Source organism: Pseudoduganella sp. LjRoot289, from assembly GCF_964252925.1.
GTDB lineage: Bacteria > Pseudomonadota > Gammaproteobacteria > Burkholderiales > Burkholderiaceae_D > Rugamonas.
In genome coordinates, this window is sequence record NZ_CAXUPN020000001.1 from 5,271,034 (window position 1) to 5,289,484 (window position 18,451).

5 protein-coding genes, 3 tRNA genes and 6 rRNA genes are annotated in these 18,451 nt (G+C 56.1%); 2 read left to right on the forward strand and 12 right to left on the reverse strand.

Going from position 1 to position 18,451, the window contains the following annotated elements; all coding sequences use genetic code 11:
- Window positions 1–104: 104 nt before the first annotated feature.
- On the forward strand, window positions 105–1,313 hold the full coding sequence (locus ACSQ8Y_RS22655; RefSeq protein WP_436268680.1) for a M20 aminoacylase family protein: 1,209 nt from the start codon (window positions 105–107) through the stop codon (window positions 1,311–1,313).
- A gap of 149 nt (window positions 1,314–1,462) precedes the next feature.
- Here ACSQ8Y_RS22655 and ACSQ8Y_RS22660 read toward each other — a convergent pair whose 3' ends face one another.
- Window positions 1,463–2,368: an NAD(P)-dependent oxidoreductase gene (locus tag ACSQ8Y_RS22660; protein WP_436268681.1), complete on the reverse strand. Its 906-nt coding sequence runs from the start codon at window positions 2,366–2,368 to the stop codon at window positions 1,463–1,465.
- 124 nt (window positions 2,369–2,492) lie between these two features.
- Between ACSQ8Y_RS22660 and ACSQ8Y_RS22665 the strand changes: the two genes are divergently transcribed.
- Window positions 2,493–3,038: an acyloxyacyl hydrolase gene (locus ACSQ8Y_RS22665; protein ID WP_436268682.1), complete on the forward strand. Its 546-nt coding sequence runs from the start codon at window positions 2,493–2,495 to the stop codon at window positions 3,036–3,038.
- Between the two features lie 62 nt (window positions 3,039–3,100).
- On the opposite strand, the gene ACSQ8Y_RS22670 is transcribed toward ACSQ8Y_RS22665, so the two are convergent.
- From ACSQ8Y_RS22670 to ACSQ8Y_RS22720, 11 genes are all read right to left on the reverse strand, one after another.
- Window positions 3,101–4,828: a M4 family metallopeptidase gene (locus ACSQ8Y_RS22670; protein ID WP_436268683.1), complete on the reverse strand. Its 1,728-nt coding sequence runs from the start codon at window positions 4,826–4,828 to the stop codon at window positions 3,101–3,103.
- 219 nt (window positions 4,829–5,047) lie between these two features.
- Window positions 5,048–5,160, reverse strand: a 5S ribosomal RNA gene (rrf, locus tag ACSQ8Y_RS22675).
- 208 nt (window positions 5,161–5,368) lie between these two features.
- Window positions 5,369–8,243, reverse strand: a 23S ribosomal RNA gene (locus ACSQ8Y_RS22680).
- Between the two features lie 201 nt (window positions 8,244–8,444).
- Window positions 8,445–8,520: transfer RNA gene (locus ACSQ8Y_RS22685), tRNA-Ala, on the reverse strand.
- Between the two features lie 19 nt (window positions 8,521–8,539).
- Window positions 8,540–8,616, reverse strand: a tRNA-Ile gene (locus ACSQ8Y_RS22690).
- Between the two features lie 64 nt (window positions 8,617–8,680).
- A 16S ribosomal RNA gene (locus ACSQ8Y_RS22695) occupies window positions 8,681–10,211 on the reverse strand.
- The 16S, 23S and 5S rRNA genes sit together here with 2 tRNA genes alongside, the layout of an rRNA operon.
- 369 nt (window positions 10,212–10,580) lie before the next feature.
- A complete protein-coding gene (locus ACSQ8Y_RS22700; RefSeq protein WP_436268684.1) occupies window positions 10,581–12,974 on the reverse strand; it encodes a penicillin acylase family protein in 2,394 nt (797 codons plus the stop codon).
- A 111-nt stretch (window positions 12,975–13,085) separates the two neighbouring features.
- Window positions 13,086–13,198: ribosomal RNA gene (rrf, locus tag ACSQ8Y_RS22705) — 5S ribosomal RNA — on the reverse strand.
- A 208-nt stretch (window positions 13,199–13,406) separates the two neighbouring features.
- Window positions 13,407–16,281, reverse strand: a 23S ribosomal RNA gene (locus ACSQ8Y_RS22710).
- Window positions 16,282–16,482: 201 nt separating this feature from the next.
- Window positions 16,483–16,558 (reverse strand) — tRNA-Ala (locus tag ACSQ8Y_RS22715).
- A gap of 61 nt (window positions 16,559–16,619) precedes the next feature.
- A 16S ribosomal RNA gene (locus ACSQ8Y_RS22720) occupies window positions 16,620–18,150 on the reverse strand.
- Between the last annotated feature and the right edge of the window lie 301 nt (window positions 18,151–18,451).

The following is an 18,451-nucleotide window of genomic DNA, read 5'->3' on the forward strand; positions in this document are numbered from 1 at the left end:
ATTCTGCGCTTCCCCATGCGGCGGTGGCTAAGGCTACAATGACAATATCGCCATGGCGTAGCGCCTTACCCAGGCGCACAAGAACAGAGTACTGGAGAGCCCAGATGCAACTTGTAGAACCGATTATCGCGTTTCAATCCGAACTGCAGCAGATCCGCCGCGATCTGCATGCACATCCGGAACTTTGCTACGAGGAAGAACGCACTTCCGACGTGGTGGCCGCCAAGCTGAGCGAATGGGGTATCCCCGTGGTGCGCGGCCTGGGGCTGACCGGCGTGGTCGGCATCATCAAGAACGGCACGTCCGCACGCGCCATTGGCCTGCGCGCCGACATGGACGCGCTGCCCATGCAGGAGATCAACACCTTCGCCCACGCGTCGCGTCATCCGGGCAAGATGCACGCCTGCGGCCACGACGGCCACACCGCCATGCTGCTGGGCGCGGCCCACCATCTGGCGCAGCAGCGCGACTTCGACGGCACCGTCTACCTGATCTTCCAGCCGGCCGAGGAAGGCGGGGCCGGCGCGCGCCGCATGATAGAGGACGGCCTGTTCGAGCGCTTCCCCATGGACGCCGTGTACGGCATGCACAACTGGCCCGGCATGGCGGCCGGGACCTTTGGCGTGTGCGAGGGTCCGATGATGGCGTCGAGCAATGAATTCCACGTCACCGTGCGCGGCAAGGGCGCCCACGCCGCCCAGCCGCACAAGGGCATCGATCCCATCATGGTGGCGATCCACATCGCGCAGGCCTGGCAGACCGTCATCACGCGCAACAAGAGCCCGCTCGACACGGCGGTGCTGTCGATCACGCAGATCCACGCGGGCAGCGCCACCAATGTGATCCCGGACGACGCCAAGCTGGTCGGCACCGTGCGCACGTTCACCACCGAGGTGCTGGACCTGGTGGAAGAGCGCATGCGCATGCTGGCCGAGCATATCGCGGCCGGTTTCGACGCCGAGGTCGAGTTCACCTTCAAGCGCAACTATCCGCCGCTGGTGAACCATGCGCAGGAAACGCGGTTCGCGGTGGAAGTGATGAAGGCGGTGGCCGGTGACGGCATGGTGGACGACAAGATCGAGCCGACCATGGGCGCGGAAGACTTCGCGTTCTTCCTGCAGGAAAAGCCGGGCTGCTACATCTTCCTCGGCAACGGCGAGGGCGACCACCGTGACGGTGGCCACGGCCTCGGCCCGTGCGTGCTGCACAACGCCAGCTACGACTTCAACGACAATCTGCTGCCGATAGGCGCCAGCTTCTGGGTGCGCCTGGCGGAGACCGCGCTGCCGCGCCAAGGTGTCATTCCCGCATAGGGTGTAGCAGGGAATTCGTGGGGCATGCCCCACGCCTGCGGAACGACTTGCGGCAGCAAGGGGAATCCATGCTAGGCAACAAAAACACGCGGCCTATGGAGGGAATTCATGCGGGCCATGGATTCCCGCCTGCGCGGGAATGACAAAATCTACGGCAGCAGATCCGGCCCCTTCCCCACGCGGTGGCCGGTATTGAGCTGCTCCAGGCCCAGCAGCGCGGCCGAGTGGTCGGCCAGCGGGAACATCTCCACCAGCGACTCGTAGCGCTGCGTCACCAGGTCCGTCACCGGTAATTCCACGCCCGCCGCCGCTGCGGCGGCGAGGATGTTGTGCTGGTCTTTCAACTGCGTCCTGACCTGCCCGCCCGGCATGAAATTGCGCTCCAGCATGCGCTGGCCATGCACATCCAAAATCTTGCTCTCGGCGAAACCGCCGCGTATCGCCGCGCGCACGGCCGCCGGATCCGCCCCGGCCGCCTGCGCCAGCAACAGCGCCTCGGCAATGATGCTGATCGTGCCGCCGACGATCAGCTGGTTGCACAGTTTGGATACTTGCCCGCTGCCGGCCGGCCCCACCAAGGTGGCGCGTCCCATGGCCGCGAGCACGGGCTCGGCGCGTACGTAGTCGCCGGCGCTGCCGCCCGCCATGATGGCCAAGGTACCCGCCTGCGCGCCTCCCACGCCGCCCGACACCGGCGCGTCGATGAAGCGGCAGCCGCCCGCCGCCAGCCGCGCGTGGAAGGCCTGCGCCTCGGACTGGCGTGTCGAGCTCATGTCTATCCACAGCGCTCCCTGGCGCAGCGCAGGCAGCGCCGCGTCGATCACCAGGCCAACCACGGGGCCCGCCTCCAGCATGGAAACGACAACGTCGGCCGAGCCGACCGCGTCCGCCAGGTCAGCCACCGGCAGCGCACCGTACTCGGCCAGGGGCTCAGCCTTGCTGGCCGTGCGGTTCCATACCGTGACGGAATAACCGGCTTGAAGCAGGCGCCGCACCATCGGCTCTCCCATCAAGCCGATACCAAGAAATGAAATTTGCGTTGACAATGGGACCACTCCTGAGTGAACAATGTTGAGAATGCCTTACCCATATTAGCGCCTCCTGAACGATTTTGTGAATCTCGGTAGAATGAAGTACGGCTATATAACTCGACATATAGCACTGACTCTGAAAGTAGCCATGCACACTAAAAAAATCTTCGCGGCGGCTGCCGCTCTCCTTGCAATGCAGGCAGCCGTGGCCGCCGATAAACTGATTGATACCGTCTACGGCGAATACGCCAGCGCCTCCAAAGTTCAGATGGCCCGCATCGGCGTCACCGCCGACTGGAACAAGCAATGGTTCCAGTCCAACGGCAGCAGCCTGAGCGGCTACTGGGACGCCAGCTTCGGCGCCTGGCGCGGCAAGATGGCGCACAACATCCCCGGCGCGCACCAGGACCTGGTCGACGTCGGTTTTACGCCGGTGCTGCGTTACGGCGCGGACAACAAGCGGGGGTTTTACGTTGAAGGCGGCCTAGGCATGCACGTGCTGTCCAAGCTGTACGACAACAACGACGACAAGCTGGCGACCGCTTTCCAGTTCGGCGACCATATCGGCGTCGGCTATGTGTTCAACAACAACTGGGAAGTCGCCGCCAAGATCCAGCATTTCTCCAATGGCGGCATCAAGAAGCCGAACAGCGGCGTGGACTACGCGGTGGTGAAGCTGGCTTATCGCTTCTAAGCTGTAAAACGACAAAAACCTCCGCGCCGGCAAGGCTGCGGAGGTTTTTTTGGCCTGAAGATTTATTCGGCGATGTCCAGACCGACGTTGATGGCCGCGTAGGCGCGCTGCACCGCCTTCGCTTCAACGCTGTTGACGCCATACAGTTCCTGCGCTGAAGCCAACACCTTCAGGCGCGCGTCCGCGTAGTTGGTCGAGGACGTGAACTTGGTGCTCAGCGCCTTGAACCAGATGCGGTAAGCCTTGTCCAGGCCGATGCCGGTCATCGCCAGCGGCGCCTTGGTCAGGTATTTGCTGTAATAGTCGCTGGTGCTGCTCGAATTCGACCCCTTGGCCAGGAAGTAGAACATGCGGTTGTTCGGGCCGCTGCTGTAGTGCACGTCCAGGCGCTTGATCGAAGTGCTCCACGCGTCCGGGCTGCTGCCGTCCTTGCTCGGCTTGTACAGCCAGCGCAGCGGCTGGCCATCCTTGGCGATTTCCTTGCCCATCACCCAGTCGTTGCTGCCTGGCGACGGCAGTGCCGCACCGGCGCCCCCGGCGCGGGCGTAGGCTTCCACCGCCTCGCCCGTGATGTCGGAGCTGGACTCGTTCAGGCCGCCGGACTCGCCGCGGTAAGCCAGGTTGGACGTGGCGGCGGTGACGCCGTGGCCCATTTCATGGCCGATCACGTCGATCGAACCGAGGTTGTTGAAGTAACTGCCACCGTCGCCGATGTACATGCATTTGCATGTGTCGGAGTAGTAGGCGTTGTCGTAAGCGGTGTTGACGTGCGCGGCGATGTAGGTCGACGTGTTGTTGCCATCCAGCGACTGCCAGCCGAGCACGTTCTTCAGCATGTCGTAGGTGTTCATCAAGCCCCACAGCGCGTTGACGGCGGCGGTCTGGCCGTTGGCGTCGGTAGTGCTGCCGCCGGCGATGTACTGCTTGCCGTCGCCCCAGGTGTTGCTGGCGTTGGTGTACACGGTGCCGGCGCTGGTGGTGTGGTTGGCGTTGGTGATAGCCATGGCGCCGAAGGTGCCGCCGACGCCGCGCGTGCCGTCGACCATCTTATAGCTGGTGCCGCTCAGCGTGGTGTTGATCGGCACTGCACCGTTGTACTGGCTGTTGCCGGTGCCGACCACGGTCTGCAGCATATTCCACTGCTCGATCACGCTGCCGTCCTGGGCATTGACGACGGTATTGTGGAACACAGGCTTGTTGCCGTTGGCCATGCGGGTCTGCACCAGGTAGGCCAGCTTGTAGCCGTCCACCACCTCGCTCACATCCGTCGCGTTCAGTTCGCTTTCCTGCTTGTTTTCGGCGCCGGCCGCGCGCACCGTCTTCATGACGGGATAGATGATCAGTTCGGCCTTCGGCGGATCGATGGCCACGCCATAAGGGCCGACGGCGCGCAGCGCAGCCTTGACGGCGTCCTGCTCTTGCAGCTGCGGCTTCACATTCATCCGCTTGGCGCTCAGCTGCGCGCGGCGGTCGGCGATTGATTCGCTGACGATGTTGCCGCCCGCGTCGGACACGACGACAGACTCGGACTCGAAGATGCGCACGCCCTTGTAGGTGTGGTTCAGGCGGCTGATCGCCTTGCCGCGCTCACCAGGATGCTGGCCGGCGAGGGCGAAGCCATGGTCGGTATCCAGGCCGTGCTTGCCGCGCTCGCCGTTCAGCGTGCTGATCAGGCGGGCTTTTTCTTGGGGGGAAAAGGAAGTCGGCTCGCCCATCGTTGGGGCGGCTTGGGCGGCGGATACCAGCGACGCTGCAATGGCGGCTGCTATCAGGGTCTTGCGGATTGCCATGGTGATCTCCGTAGTCTAGTCGGACGGCTGAACGCCATCTCGTGCCGCGACAGTAGCCGGTCTGTCCATTGTGTGTCAAAAAAGATAGGAAATGGGACTCGTAGGAGAAAAATGTCTAAAATGAGACATCCTGCGGGCGCGCAAAACGCAAAAAACCCCGTTAGCCTCACAGCGACATCATGGCGCTGTGGGGACTAACGGGGTTTTTCTATATAACTAGCTTGACGATAACCTACTTTCACACTGGTTGCAGCACTATCATCGGCGCAAAATCGTTTCACGGTCCTGTTCGGGATGGGAAGGGGTGGGACCGATTTGCTATGGTCATCAAGCTTTGACTTGTACAAGCAACAGTTCCCGGTTGGGCAACTGCGCTTTAAAATTCGGAAGAAGTCCCCTGTCATTCCCGCGGATGCGGGAATCCATACTCAGCATGGGTTCCCGTTTGCACGGGAACGACAAGGCAGATTTATTATTGTAGCGATTGCGTATCAACTACGCACAACATGCGCACTTCTCGCCTACAACCATCAATGTTATAGGGACAAGCCTTACGGGCAATTAGTACTGGTTAGCTTAATGCATTACTGCACTTCCACACCCAGCCTATCAACGTCCTGGTCTCGAACGACCCTTCAAGGAGCTTAAAGCTCCGGGAAATCTCATCTCAAGGCAAGTTTCCCGCTTAGATGCTTTCAGCGGTTATCTCTTCCGAACTTAGCTACCCGGCAATGCCACTGGCGTGACAACCGGTACACCAGAGGTTCGTCCACTCCGGTCCTCTCGTACTAGGAGCAGCCCCCTTCAAATTTCCAACGCCCACGGCAGATAGGGACCAAACTGTCTCACGACGTTTTAAACCCAGCTCACGTACCACTTTAAATGGCGAACAGCCATACCCTTGGGACCGGCTACAGCCCCAGGATGTGATGAGCCGACATCGAGGTGCCAAACTCCCCCGTCGATATGAACTCTTGGGAGGAATCAGCCTGTTATCCCCAGAGTACCTTTTATCCGTTGAGCGATGGCCCTTCCATACAGAACCACCGGATCACTATGTCCTACTTTCGTACCTGCTCGACTTGTCGGTCTCGCAGTTAAGCACGCTTATGCCATTGCACTATCATCACGATGTCCGACCGTAATTAGCGTACCTTCGAACTCCTCCGTTACACTTTAGGAGGAGACCGCCCCAGTCAAACTGCCTACCATGCACTGTCCCCGATCCGGATTACGGACCAAGGTTAGAACCTCAAACAAACCAGGGTGGTATTTCAAGGTTGGCTCCACGATGACTGGCGTCACCGCTTCAAAGCCTCCCACCTATCCTACACAGATTGGTTCAAAGTCCAATGCAAAGCTACAGTAAAGGTTCATGGGGTCTTTCCGTCTAGCCGCGGGTAGATTGCATCATCACAAACACTTCAACTTCGCTGAGTCTCGGGAGGAGACAGTGTGGCCATCGTTACGCCATTCGTGCAGGTCGGAACTTACCCGACAAGGAATTTCGCTACCTTAGGACCGTTATAGTTACGGCCGCCGTTTACTGGGACTTCAATCAAGAGCTTGCACCCCATCATTTAATCTTCCAGCACCGGGCAGGCGTCACACCCTATACGTCCACTTTCGTGTTTGCAGAGTGCTGTGTTTTTATTAAACAGTCGCAGCCACCAGTTTATTGCAACCCTTTCGCCCTATCACAGTAAAGTGACCAAGCTACCGGGGCGTACCTTTTCCCGAAGTTACGGTACCAATTTGCCGAGTTCCTTCTCCCGAGTTCTCTCAAGCGCCTTAGAATACTCATCTCGCCCACCTGTGTCGGTTTGCGGTACGGTCTCGTATGACTGAAGCTTAGAGGCTTTTCTTGGAACCACTTCCGATTGCTTCACGCACTAGTGCGCTCGTCCCGCTCCCTTGAATTACGCACCCGGATTTGCCTAAGTGCCTTCTATGAAGCAGAAACTGACTATTCCAACAGTCAGACAACCTTCCGCGATCCGTCCCCCCATCGCATCATACGACGGTGCAGGAATATTAACCTGCTTCCCATCAGCTACGCATCTCTGCCTCGCCTTAGGGGCCGACTCACCCTGCTCCGATGAACGTTGAACAGGAAACCTTGGGCTTACGGCGTGGGGGCTTTTCACCCCCATTATCGCTACTCATGTCAGCATTCGCACTTCTGATACCTCCAGCATCCTTTACAAGACACCTTCGCAGGCTTACAGAACGCTCTCCTACCATATGTACAAGTACATATCCGCAGCTTCGGTGACTGGCTTAGCCCCGTTACATCTTCCGCGCAGGACGACTCGATCAGTGAGCTATTACGCTTTCTTTAAATGATGGCTGCTTCTAAGCCAACATCCTGACTGTTTTAGCCTTCCCACTTCGTTTTCCACTTAGCCAATCTTTGGGACCTTAGCTGGCGGTCTGGGTTGTTTCCCTCTTGACGCCGGACGTTAGCACCCGACGTCTGTCTCCCAAGCTCGCACTCATCGGTATTCGGAGTTTGCAATGGTTTGGTAAGTCGCGATGACCCCCTAGCCATAACAGTGCTCTACCCCCGATGGTGATACTTGAGGCACTACCTAAATAGTTTTCGGAGAGAACCAGCTATTTCCAAGTTTGTTTAGCCTTTCACCCCTACCCACAGCTCATCCCCTAATTTTTCAACATTAGTGGGTTCGGTCCTCCAGTGCGTGTTACCGCACCTTCAACCTGGCCATGGGTAGATCACTTGGTTTCGGGTCTACACCCAGCGACTAGCGCCCTGTTCGGACTCGATTTCTCTACGGCTCCCCAATCTGGTTAACCTTGCCACTGAATGTAAGTCGCTGACCCATTATACAAAAGGTACGCAGTCACGGAACAAGTCCGCTCCTACTGTTTGTATGCACACGGTTTCAGGATCTATTTCACTCCCCTCCCGGGGTTCTTTTCGCCTTTCCCTCACGGTACTGGTTCACTATCGGTCGATTACGAGTATTTAGCCTTGGAGGATGGTCCCCCCATATTCAGACAGGATTTCTCGTGTCCCGCCCTACTTGTCGCACGCCTAGTTCCACACATCGCATTTCGTGTAAGGGGCTATCACCCTCTATGGCCGCCATTTCCAGGGCGTTCCACTATGCGTCATGCTAAAACGTGCAGGCTCTTCCCATTTCGCTCGCCACTACTTTGGGAATCTCGGTTGATTTATTTTCCTGCAGCTACTTAGATGTTTCAGTTCGCCGCGTTCGCTTTGCATGCCTATGTATTCAGCATGCAATGACCTAAAAGGCCGGGTTTCCCCATTCGGAAATTCTCGGATCAAAGCTTGATTGTCAGCTCCCCGAGACTTATCGCAGACTTCTACGTCCTTCATCGCCTGTAATCGCCAAGGCATCCACCATGTGCACTTATTCACTTGTCCCTATAACATTGATCCCTTGCGACTAACAAAGAACCGTCATAAAGCAAGAAGTACTACGTTGTTGCGTTTGTTGATATTGCAATCACTACCCAACGTCCGATCTTGCGATCGAACGAAAAATAATAAATCTTTACTTCTTCCAAATTTTTAAAGAACGGTACTACTCAAACCTAAATGTCTACATTTACGTTTGAACAGTAATGGTGGAGGATGACGGGATCGAACCGACGACCCCCTGCTTGCAAAGCAGGTGCTCTCCCAGCTGAGCTAATCCCCCATGGTGTGACCAATGAGACTGGTAGGGCTGGTTGGACTCGAACCAACGACCCCCGCGTTATCAACACGGTGCTCTAACCAGCTGAGCTACAGCCCCAATGCTGTTCTTTAATCTTCAACAGTTGATAAGTGTGAGCGCTTGGCGTGTTGCCATACTCTAGAAAGGAGGTGATCCAGCCGCACCTTCCGATACGGCTACCTTGTTACGACTTCACCCCAGTCACGAATCCTACCGTGGTAAGCGCCCTCCTTACGGTTAAGCTACCTACTTCTGGTAAAACCCGCTCCCATGGTGTGACGGGCGGTGTGTACAAGACCCGGGAACGTATTCACCGCGACATGCTGATCCGCGATTACTAGCGATTCCAACTTCATGCAGTCGAGTTGCAGACTACAATCCGGACTACGATACACTTTCTGCGATTAGCTCCCCCTCGCGGGTTGGCGGCGCTCTGTATGTACCATTGTATGACGTGTGAAGCCCTACCCATAAGGGCCATGAGGACTTGACGTCATCCCCACCTTCCTCCGGTTTGTCACCGGCAGTCTCATTAGAGTGCCCTTTCGTAGCAACTAATGACAAGGGTTGCGCTCGTTGCGGGACTTAACCCAACATCTCACGACACGAGCTGACGACAGCCATGCAGCACCTGTGTTACGGCTCTCTTTCGAGCACGCCTCGATCTCTCGTGGCTTCCGTACATGTCAAGGGTAGGTAAGGTTTTTCGCGTTGCATCGAATTAATCCACATCATCCACCGCTTGTGCGGGTCCCCGTCAATTCCTTTGAGTTTTAATCTTGCGACCGTACTCCCCAGGCGGTCTACTTCACGCGTTAGCTGCGTTACCAAGTTAATTAAAACCCGACAACTAGTAGACATCGTTTAGGGCGTGGACTACCAGGGTATCTAATCCTGTTTGCTCCCCACGCTTTCGTGCATGAGCGTCAATCTTGACCCAGGGGGCTGCCTTCGCCATCGGTGTTCCTCCACATCTCTACGCATTTCACTGCTACACGTGGAATTCTACCCCCCTCTGCCAGATTCTAGCCTTGCAGTCTCCATCGCCATTCCCAGGTTGAGCCCGGGGATTTCACGACAGACTTACAAAACCGCCTGCGCACGCTTTACGCCCAGTAATTCCGATTAACGCTTGCACCCTACGTATTACCGCGGCTGCTGGCACGTAGTTAGCCGGTGCTTATTCTTCAGGTACCGTCATTAGATGGGGATATTAGCCCCACCCGTTTCTTCCCTGACAAAAGAGCTTTACAACCCGAAGGCCTTCTTCACTCACGCGGCATTGCTGGATCAGGCTTGCGCCCATTGTCCAAAATTCCCCACTGCTGCCTCCCGTAGGAGTCTGGACCGTGTCTCAGTTCCAGTGTGGCTGGTCGTCCTCTCAGACCAGCTACTGATCGATGCCTTGGTAGGCCTTTACCCTACCAACTAGCTAATCAGATATCGGCCGCTCCAGGAGCACAAGGCCTTGCGGTCCCCTGCTTTCATCCGTAGATCGTATGCGGTATTAGCGTAACTTTCGCTACGTTATCCCCCACTCTTGGGTACGTTCCGATATATTACTCACCCGTTCGCCACTCGCCGCCAGGGTTGCCCCCGCGCTGCCGTTCGACTTGCATGTGTAAAGCATGCCGCCAGCGTTCAATCTGAGCCAGGATCAAACTCTTCAGTTCAATCTCTGTTTAAATCCTTTTCAGGATTTGTCTTGATTTCATGCCTAAGCATAAAATCACTCACTCAAAATACTGACGATTCCTTCTTTCGAAGGTCACGTTTAATATATTGTGCGAGCGTTTAAATAATTTGAGACGGCAGACTAGCTGCCGGGCTCCATCATCAAACGCCCACACTTATCAACTGTTAATTTTTAAAGATCTGCGGCACTGTTTGACAAAGCGTTTTGTTTGTCAGCCGCGAAGAAGAAAGATTATGGGGCTTTTCGTTACTGCCGTCAACCCCTCTTTTCTTCTTCTACCCTGCGCTGCGTGTGTTCAGCAGCGCGGGGACAGAACTATAGCGCAGGCGATGCTGTCCCGCAAGCATTATTCAGACAATCGCTGCGAACGGTAGTTGCGGTCTGCGCGGATGTCCTGCTGACTGAACGGCAGAGGCTGCAATTGCTTGGCGGCATACAGTGGAACCTGGTCGTCGTAATAGCTGGACTTGGGATCGGTGGACTGCCCATACACCAGCAGCCCTTGCGCCTGCGGCCCCCATGCCTCGAACGCGACCAGCTGGATGTAACTCGTGCCCCAGGCAATGTTGCGATAGCCGTCGGCGCTTAGCCCGGTACTCATGTGGACGGAATTATAGGAGCCGTCGATATCGCCGATGCCGCCGTGCACCGGCACCCGCTTGCCATTGCGTATGTCCGCCTGATAGTCGCCCAGCTTGCCGTCCAGCGGCACACCGGCCGCCTGCATCTTGAGCGCGGCCTCCTTCAGCGCGGCCAGCATGGCTGGCATCGCGGACGGCGCCACCCCGTACGGCGTGTTCACCGGGTCCGCCGGGTTCAACGGTACACGCCAGCGGTTCGGCAAACGCGCGGCGGTATTCCAGAACTCGCGGAACAGGATTGCCCCTTGGCTGTCGAGATTGGCACACCGGTCCCATGCAGCGAGCACCTTGCACGCTTGTACCAGGACCGCGTCGCCGGCGGCGCACGCGGGCAGCAGATCCGGCAGCACCAGTTCAGCCGCATGGACGCGGTTGGCGAACAGCATCTCTTGCAGATCGTCCGGAGACAGCTGCCGGCTGCGGGCCAGCGCTGCATCCACCTGGCTGAATCCTGAGCGGGTGCGCAAACTCTGCTCTATCCCGGCCGAGCCATACATGGGCGAATAGCCAAAGGGCGGCGGGCCCAGCAGCAGCGAGTTGGAATTCGACAGCCAGTAACCGTCATTCGAATTGGCGACATAGTCCTTGCGCATCAATGAGGGTGCGTTGGCCGGATTGAACAAACCTTCCGGCGCCCCATCCTCCGTACCCCAACCGCAACTGGCGCGCGCGCCATCGAAGCCCAGTAAGGCGGGGAACACCAGGCAGTCGGACAGGAAGCGTTCGGTGGGCAGCGCGGGCACCGCGCTGGCGTCCGCATACAAGGTGTTGCCGTCGCGATCGGCTGCGACCGTGTTCACCCAGGGCAGACCGGCGATACGGTTGAGCGCGCGTTTCATGCTGCGCACACTGCTTGCCCGCCCCATCGCCAGCCATTGTTCCAGCAAGCGCGTGTTGTTGCGATTGGCGTCGGCCAACACATAGGCCTCGGTGCTGCTCCAGACAACCCCGGCTTCCGGCTTGACCATCACCGCGCCTTGCTTGCTGAAGTAGAACACCTTGCGCTTGGTGGCGACGCCGCCGTCCGGCTGGAGCAGCTCGACCGCCACCGTTTTCTCGCTCATTTTCTCGGCCGTACCATCGACCAGGTAGGTGGTACCGGTCGGATCGGCGGCATCGAGCGCCAGTCGGAAGGTACTGAAGTGCGCAGCCTTGGTGACGGTGTGAGTCCACGCCACATCCTTGTTGAAGCCGATCACGACAATCGGCAGGCCACCGAGCATCACGCCCATCGCATCGTAGCGGCCGGGCACAGTCAAATGCACCTGGTAAAAGCGGTCGGTGCTGGTCCATGGGTAGTGCGGATTGGCGAGCAGCATGCCGCGCCGGTTCTGGCTGGCTTCCTTGCCGATGGCCAAGCCATTGCTGGCCATGCGCGGCTTGACCAGATCCGCCAGCAAAGCCGGCTGCGGCAGGGATTTCATTGCGCGGCGGGCTACCGACGTTCCGGGCTCACGCGTTGCGGCAAGCACTTCTTTTGCAAAGATCTGGCCTGATGCATGCAGCGCCTTCTCGGCGATCAGCAAGTACACGTCGTCGACGGAGATCGGCCGTACCCACTCCTTGCCACTGCAGGCAGCGGGCAACGTGCCGGCGTGGTCGCGCAGGTAACGGTTATAGCCGGCGGCATAGCCCATCAGCAAGTCCCGGATTTCACGGCTGCCGGCGCTGTAGCCGGCGCGCAGCTGCTCCAGGTCCAGGTAGCCCTTGAAGAAAAAATCACTGTCCTCGTTCTTCAGGTCGAAGCCATGTTCATCCAGGTAGTCGATGGCCACGCTGTACTCGCCGTCGGCACTCTTGGTCGGCATGGCGTCGCCGCCGAAGAAGCGGGAGCGCTCGCCGCGCACGGTCAACATGCTGTCGGCCAGCATGCATACATTGTCTTCGGCATAGGCATAGGCCATGCCGTAACCCAGGCTAGCGAAATCCTGAGCCCGGATGTGCGCCAATCCATTGCTGGTGCGTGCGACATCCGCGCTGAGGCGGGGCGGATGACGCTGATGCTGGGGCTGCTGCAGGGCGGGGGTTGCTGAAGCCGGCCTGCCGCCGCAAGCGGCGAACCAGGCAAGGCACAACAGGAGCGAGCTGAGCTTTTTCATATACGACCTTTCGACGGTTGGTCGAACTATGATGGCCGTCTATTCCCACATACGGTTTGCGCAAACGCAAAAAACCCCACCGGATCACCGATGGGGTTTTTCTTATAACTAGCTTGACGATAACCTACTTTCACACTGGTTGCAGCACTATCATCGGCGCAAAATCGTTTCACGGTCCTGTTCGGGATGGGAAGGGGTGGGACCGATTTGCTATGGTCATCAAGCTTTGACTTGTACAAGCAACAGTTCCCGGTTGGGCAACTGCGCTTTAAAATTCGGAAGAAGTCCCCTGTCATTCCCGCGGATGCGGGAATCCATACTCAGCATGGGTTCCCGTTTGCACAGGAACGACAAGGCAGATTTATTATTGTAGCGATTGCGTATCAACTACGCACAACATGCGCACTTCTCGCCTACAACCATCAATGTTATAGGGACAAGCCTTACGGGCAATTAGTACTGGTTAGCTTAATGCATTACTGCACTTCCACACCCAGCCTATCAACGTCCTGGTCTCGAACGACCCTTCAAGGAGCTTAAAGCTCCGGGAAATCTCATCTCAAGGCAAGTTTCCCGCTTAGATGCTTTCAGCGGTTATCTCTTCCGAACTTAGCTACCCGGCAATGCCACTGGCGTGACAACCGGTACACCAGAGGTTCGTCCACTCCGGTCCTCTCGTACTAGGAGCAGCCCCCTTCAAATTTCCAACGCCCACGGCAGATAGGGACCAAACTGTCTCACGACGTTTTAAACCCAGCTCACGTACCACTTTAAATGGCGAACAGCCATACCCTTGGGACCGGCTACAGCCCCAGGATGTGATGAGCCGACATCGAGGTGCCAAACTCCCCCGTCGATATGAACTCTTGGGAGGAATCAGCCTGTTATCCCCAGAGTACCTTTTATCCGTTGAGCGATGGCCCTTCCATACAGAACCACCGGATCACTATGTCCTACTTTCGTACCTGCTCGACTTGTCGGTCTCGCAGTTAAGCACGCTTATGCCATTGCACTATCATCACGATGTCCGACCGTAATTAGCGTACCTTCGAACTCCTCCGTTACACTTTAGGAGGAGACCGCCCCAGTCAAACTGCCTACCATGCACTGTCCCCGATCCGGATCACGGACCAAGGTTAGAACCTCAAACAAACCAGGGTGGTATTTCAAGGTTGGCTCCACGATGACTGGCGTCACCGCTTCAAAGCCTCCCACCTATCCTACACAGATTGGTTCAAAGTCCAATGCAAAGCTACAGTAAAGGTTCATGGGGTCTTTCCGTCTAGCCGCGGGTAGATTGCATCATCACAAACACTTCAACTTCGCTGAGTCTCGGGAGGAGACAGTGTGGCCATCGTTACGCCATTCGTGCAGGTCGGAACTTACCCGACAAGGAATTTCGCTACCTTAGGACCGTTATAGTTACGGCCGCCGTTTACTGGGACTTCAATCAAGAGCTTGCACCCCATCATTTAATCTTCCAGCACCGGGCAGGCGTCACACCCTATACGTCCACTTTCGTGTTTGCAGAGTGCTGTGTTTTTATTAAACAGTCGCAGCCACCAGTTTATTGCAACCCTTTCGCCCTATCACAGTAAAGTGACCAAGCTACCGGGGCGTACCTTTTCCCGAAGTTACGGTACCAATTTGCCGAGTTCCTTCTCCCGAGTTCTCTCAAGCGCCTTAGAATACTCATCTCGCCCACCTGTGTCGGTTTGCGGTACGGTCTCGTATGACTGAAGCTTAGAGGCTTTTCTTGGAACCACTTCCGATTGCTTCACGCACTAGTGCGCTCGTCCCGCTCCCTTGAATTACGCACCCGGATTTGCCTAAGTGCCTTCTATGAAGCAGAAACTGACTATTCCAACAGTCAGACAACCTTCCGCGATCCGTCCCCCCATCGCATCATACGACGGTGCAGGAATATTAACCTGCTTCCCATCAGCTACGCATCTCTGCCTCGCCTTAGGGGCCGACTCACCCTGCTCCGATGAACGTTGAACAGGAAACCTTGGGCTTACGGCGTGGGGGCTTTTCACCCCCATTATCGCTACTCATGTCAGCATTCGCACTTCTGATACCTCCAGCATCCTTTACAAGACACCTTCGCAGGCTTACAGAACGCTCTCCTACCATATGTGCAAGCACATATCCGCAGCTTCGGTGACTGGCTTAGCCCCGTTACATCTTCCGCGCAGGACGACTCGATCAGTGAGCTATTACGCTTTCTTTAAATGATGGCTGCTTCTAAGCCAACATCCTGACTGTTTTAGCCTTCCCACTTCGTTTTCCACTTAGCCAATCTTTGGGACCTTAGCTGGCGGTCTGGGTTGTTTCCCTCTTGACGCCGGACGTTAGCACCCGACGTCTGTCTCCCAAGCTCGCACTCATCGGTATTCGGAGTTTGCAATGGTTTGGTAAGTCGCGATGACCCCCTAGCCATAACAGTGCTCTACCCCCGATGGTGATACTTGAGGCACTACCTAAATAGTTTTCGGAGAGAACCAGCTATTTCCAAGTTTGTTTAGCCTTTCACCCCTACCCACAGCTCATCCCCTAATTTTTCAACATTAGTGGGTTCGGTCCTCCAGTGCGTGTTACCGCACCTTCAACCTGGCCATGGGTAGATCACTTGGTTTCGGGTCTACACCCAGCGACTAGCGCCCTGTTCGGACTCGATTTCTCTACGGCTCCCCAATCTGGTTAACCTTGCCACTGAATGTAAGTCGCTGACCCATTATACAAAAGGTACGCAGTCACGGAACAAGTCCGCTCCTACTGTTTGTATGCACACGGTTTCAGGATCTATTTCACTCCCCTCCCGGGGTTCTTTTCGCCTTTCCCTCACGGTACTGGTTCACTATCGGTCGATTACGAGTATTTAGCCTTGGAGGATGGTCCCCCCATATTCAGACAGGATTTCTCGTGTCCCGCCCTACTTGTCGCACGCCTAGTTCCACACATCGCATTTCGTGTAAGGGGCTATCACCCTCTATGGCCGCCATTTCCAGGGCGTTCCACTATGCGTCATGCTAAAACGTGCAGGCTCTTCCCATTTCGCTCGCCACTACTTTGGGAATCTCGGTTGATTTATTTTCCTGCAGCTACTTAGATGTTTCAGTTCGCCGCGTTCGCTTTGCATGCCTATGTATTCAGCATGCAATGACCTAAAAGGCCGGGTTTCCCCATTCGGAAATTCTCGGATCAAAGCTTGATTGTCAGCTCCCCGAGACTTATCGCAGACTTCTACGTCCTTCATCGCCTGTAATCGCCAAGGCATCCACCATGTGCACTTATTCACTTGTCCCTATAACATTGATCCCTTGCGACTAACAAAGAACCGTCATAAAGCAAGAAGTACTACGTTGTTGCGTTTGTTGATATTGCAATCACTACCCAACGTCCGATCTTGCGATCGAACGAAAAATAATAAATCTTTACTTCTTCCAAATTTTTAAAGAACGGTACTACTCAAACCTAAATGTCTACATTTACGTTTGAACAGTAATGGTGGAGGATGACGGGATCGAACCGACGACCCCCTGCTTGCAAAGCAGGTGCTCTCCCAGCTGAGCTAATCCCCCCGGGTTCTTTAATCTTCAACAGTTGATAAGTGTGAGCGCTTGGCGTGTTGCCATACTCTAGAAAGGAGGTGATCCAGCCGCACCTTCCGATACGGCTACCTTGTTACGACTTCACCCCAGTCACGAATCCTACCGTGGTAAGCGCCCTCCTTACGGTTAAGCTACCTACTTCTGGTAAAACCCGCTCCCATGGTGTGACGGGCGGTGTGTACAAGACCCGGGAACGTATTCACCGCGACATGCTGATCCGCGATTACTAGCGATTCCAACTTCATGCAGTCGAGTTGCAGACTACAATCCGGACTACGATACACTTTCTGCGATTAGCTCCCCCTCGCGGGTTGGCGGCGCTCTGTATGTACCATTGTATGACGTGTGAAGCCCTACCCATAAGGGCCATGAGGACTTGACGTCATCCCCACCTTCCTCCGGTTTGTCACCGGCAGTCTCATTAGAGTGCCCTTTCGTAGCAACTAATGACAAGGGTTGCGCTCGTTGCGGGACTTAACCCAACATCTCACGACACGAGCTGACGACAGCCATGCAGCACCTGTGTTACGGCTCTCTTTCGAGCACGCCTCGATCTCTCGTGGCTTCCGTACATGTCAAGGGTAGGTAAGGTTTTTCGCGTTGCATCGAATTAATCCACATCATCCACCGCTTGTGCGGGTCCCCGTCAATTCCTTTGAGTTTTAATCTTGCGACCGTACTCCCCAGGCGGTCTACTTCACGCGTTAGCTGCGTTACCAAGTTAATTAAAACCCGACAACTAGTAGACATCGTTTAGGGCGTGGACTACCAGGGTATCTAATCCTGTTTGCTCCCCACGCTTTCGTGCATGAGCGTCAATCTTGACCCAGGGGGCTGCCTTCGCCATCGGTGTTCCTCCACATCTCTACGCATTTCACTGCTACACGTGGAATTCTACCCCCCTCTGCCAGATTCTAGCCTTGCAGTCTCCATCGCCATTCCCAGGTTGAGCCCGGGGATTTCACGACAGACTTACAAAACCGCCTGCGCACGCTTTACGCCCAGTAATTCCGATTAACGCTTGCACCCTACGTATTACCGCGGCTGCTGGCACGTAGTTAGCCGGTGCTTATTCTTCAGGTACCGTCATTAGATGGGGATATTAGCCCCACCCGTTTCTTCCCTGACAAAAGAGCTTTACAACCCGAAGGCCTTCTTCACTCACGCGGCATTGCTGGATCAGGCTTGCGCCCATTGTCCAAAATTCCCCACTGCTGCCTCCCGTAGGAGTCTGGACCGTGTCTCAGTTCCAGTGTGGCTGGTCGTCCTCTCAGACCAGCTACTGATCGATGCCTTGGTAGGCCTTTACCCTACCAACTAGCTAATCAGATATCGGCCGCTCCAGGAGCACAAGGCCTTGCGGTCCCCTGCTTTCATCCGTAGATCGTATGCGGTATTAGCGTAACTTTCGCTACGTTATCCCCCACTCTTGGGTACGTTCCGATATATTACTCACCCGTTCGCCACTCGCCGCCAGGGTTGCCCCCGCGCTGCCGTTCGACTTGCATGTGTAAAGCATGCCGCCAGCGTTCAATCTGAGCCAGGATCAAACTCTTCAGTTCAATCTCTGTTTTACGTCGTTGCCGACGTGGTCGCCCACTCAAAATACTGACGATTCCTTCTTTCGAAGGTCACGTTTAATATATTGTGCGAGCGTTTAAATAATTTGAGACGCGGCTTGCGCCACGGGCTCCATCATCAAACGCCCACACTTATCAACTGTTAATTTTTAAAGATCTGCGGCACTGTTTGACAAAGCGTTTTGTTTGTCAGCCGCGAAGAAGGAAGATTATGGGGCTTTTCGTTACTGCCGTCAACCCCTCGTTTTTCCTTTTCCACCCTGCACTGCGTGTGTTCAGCAGC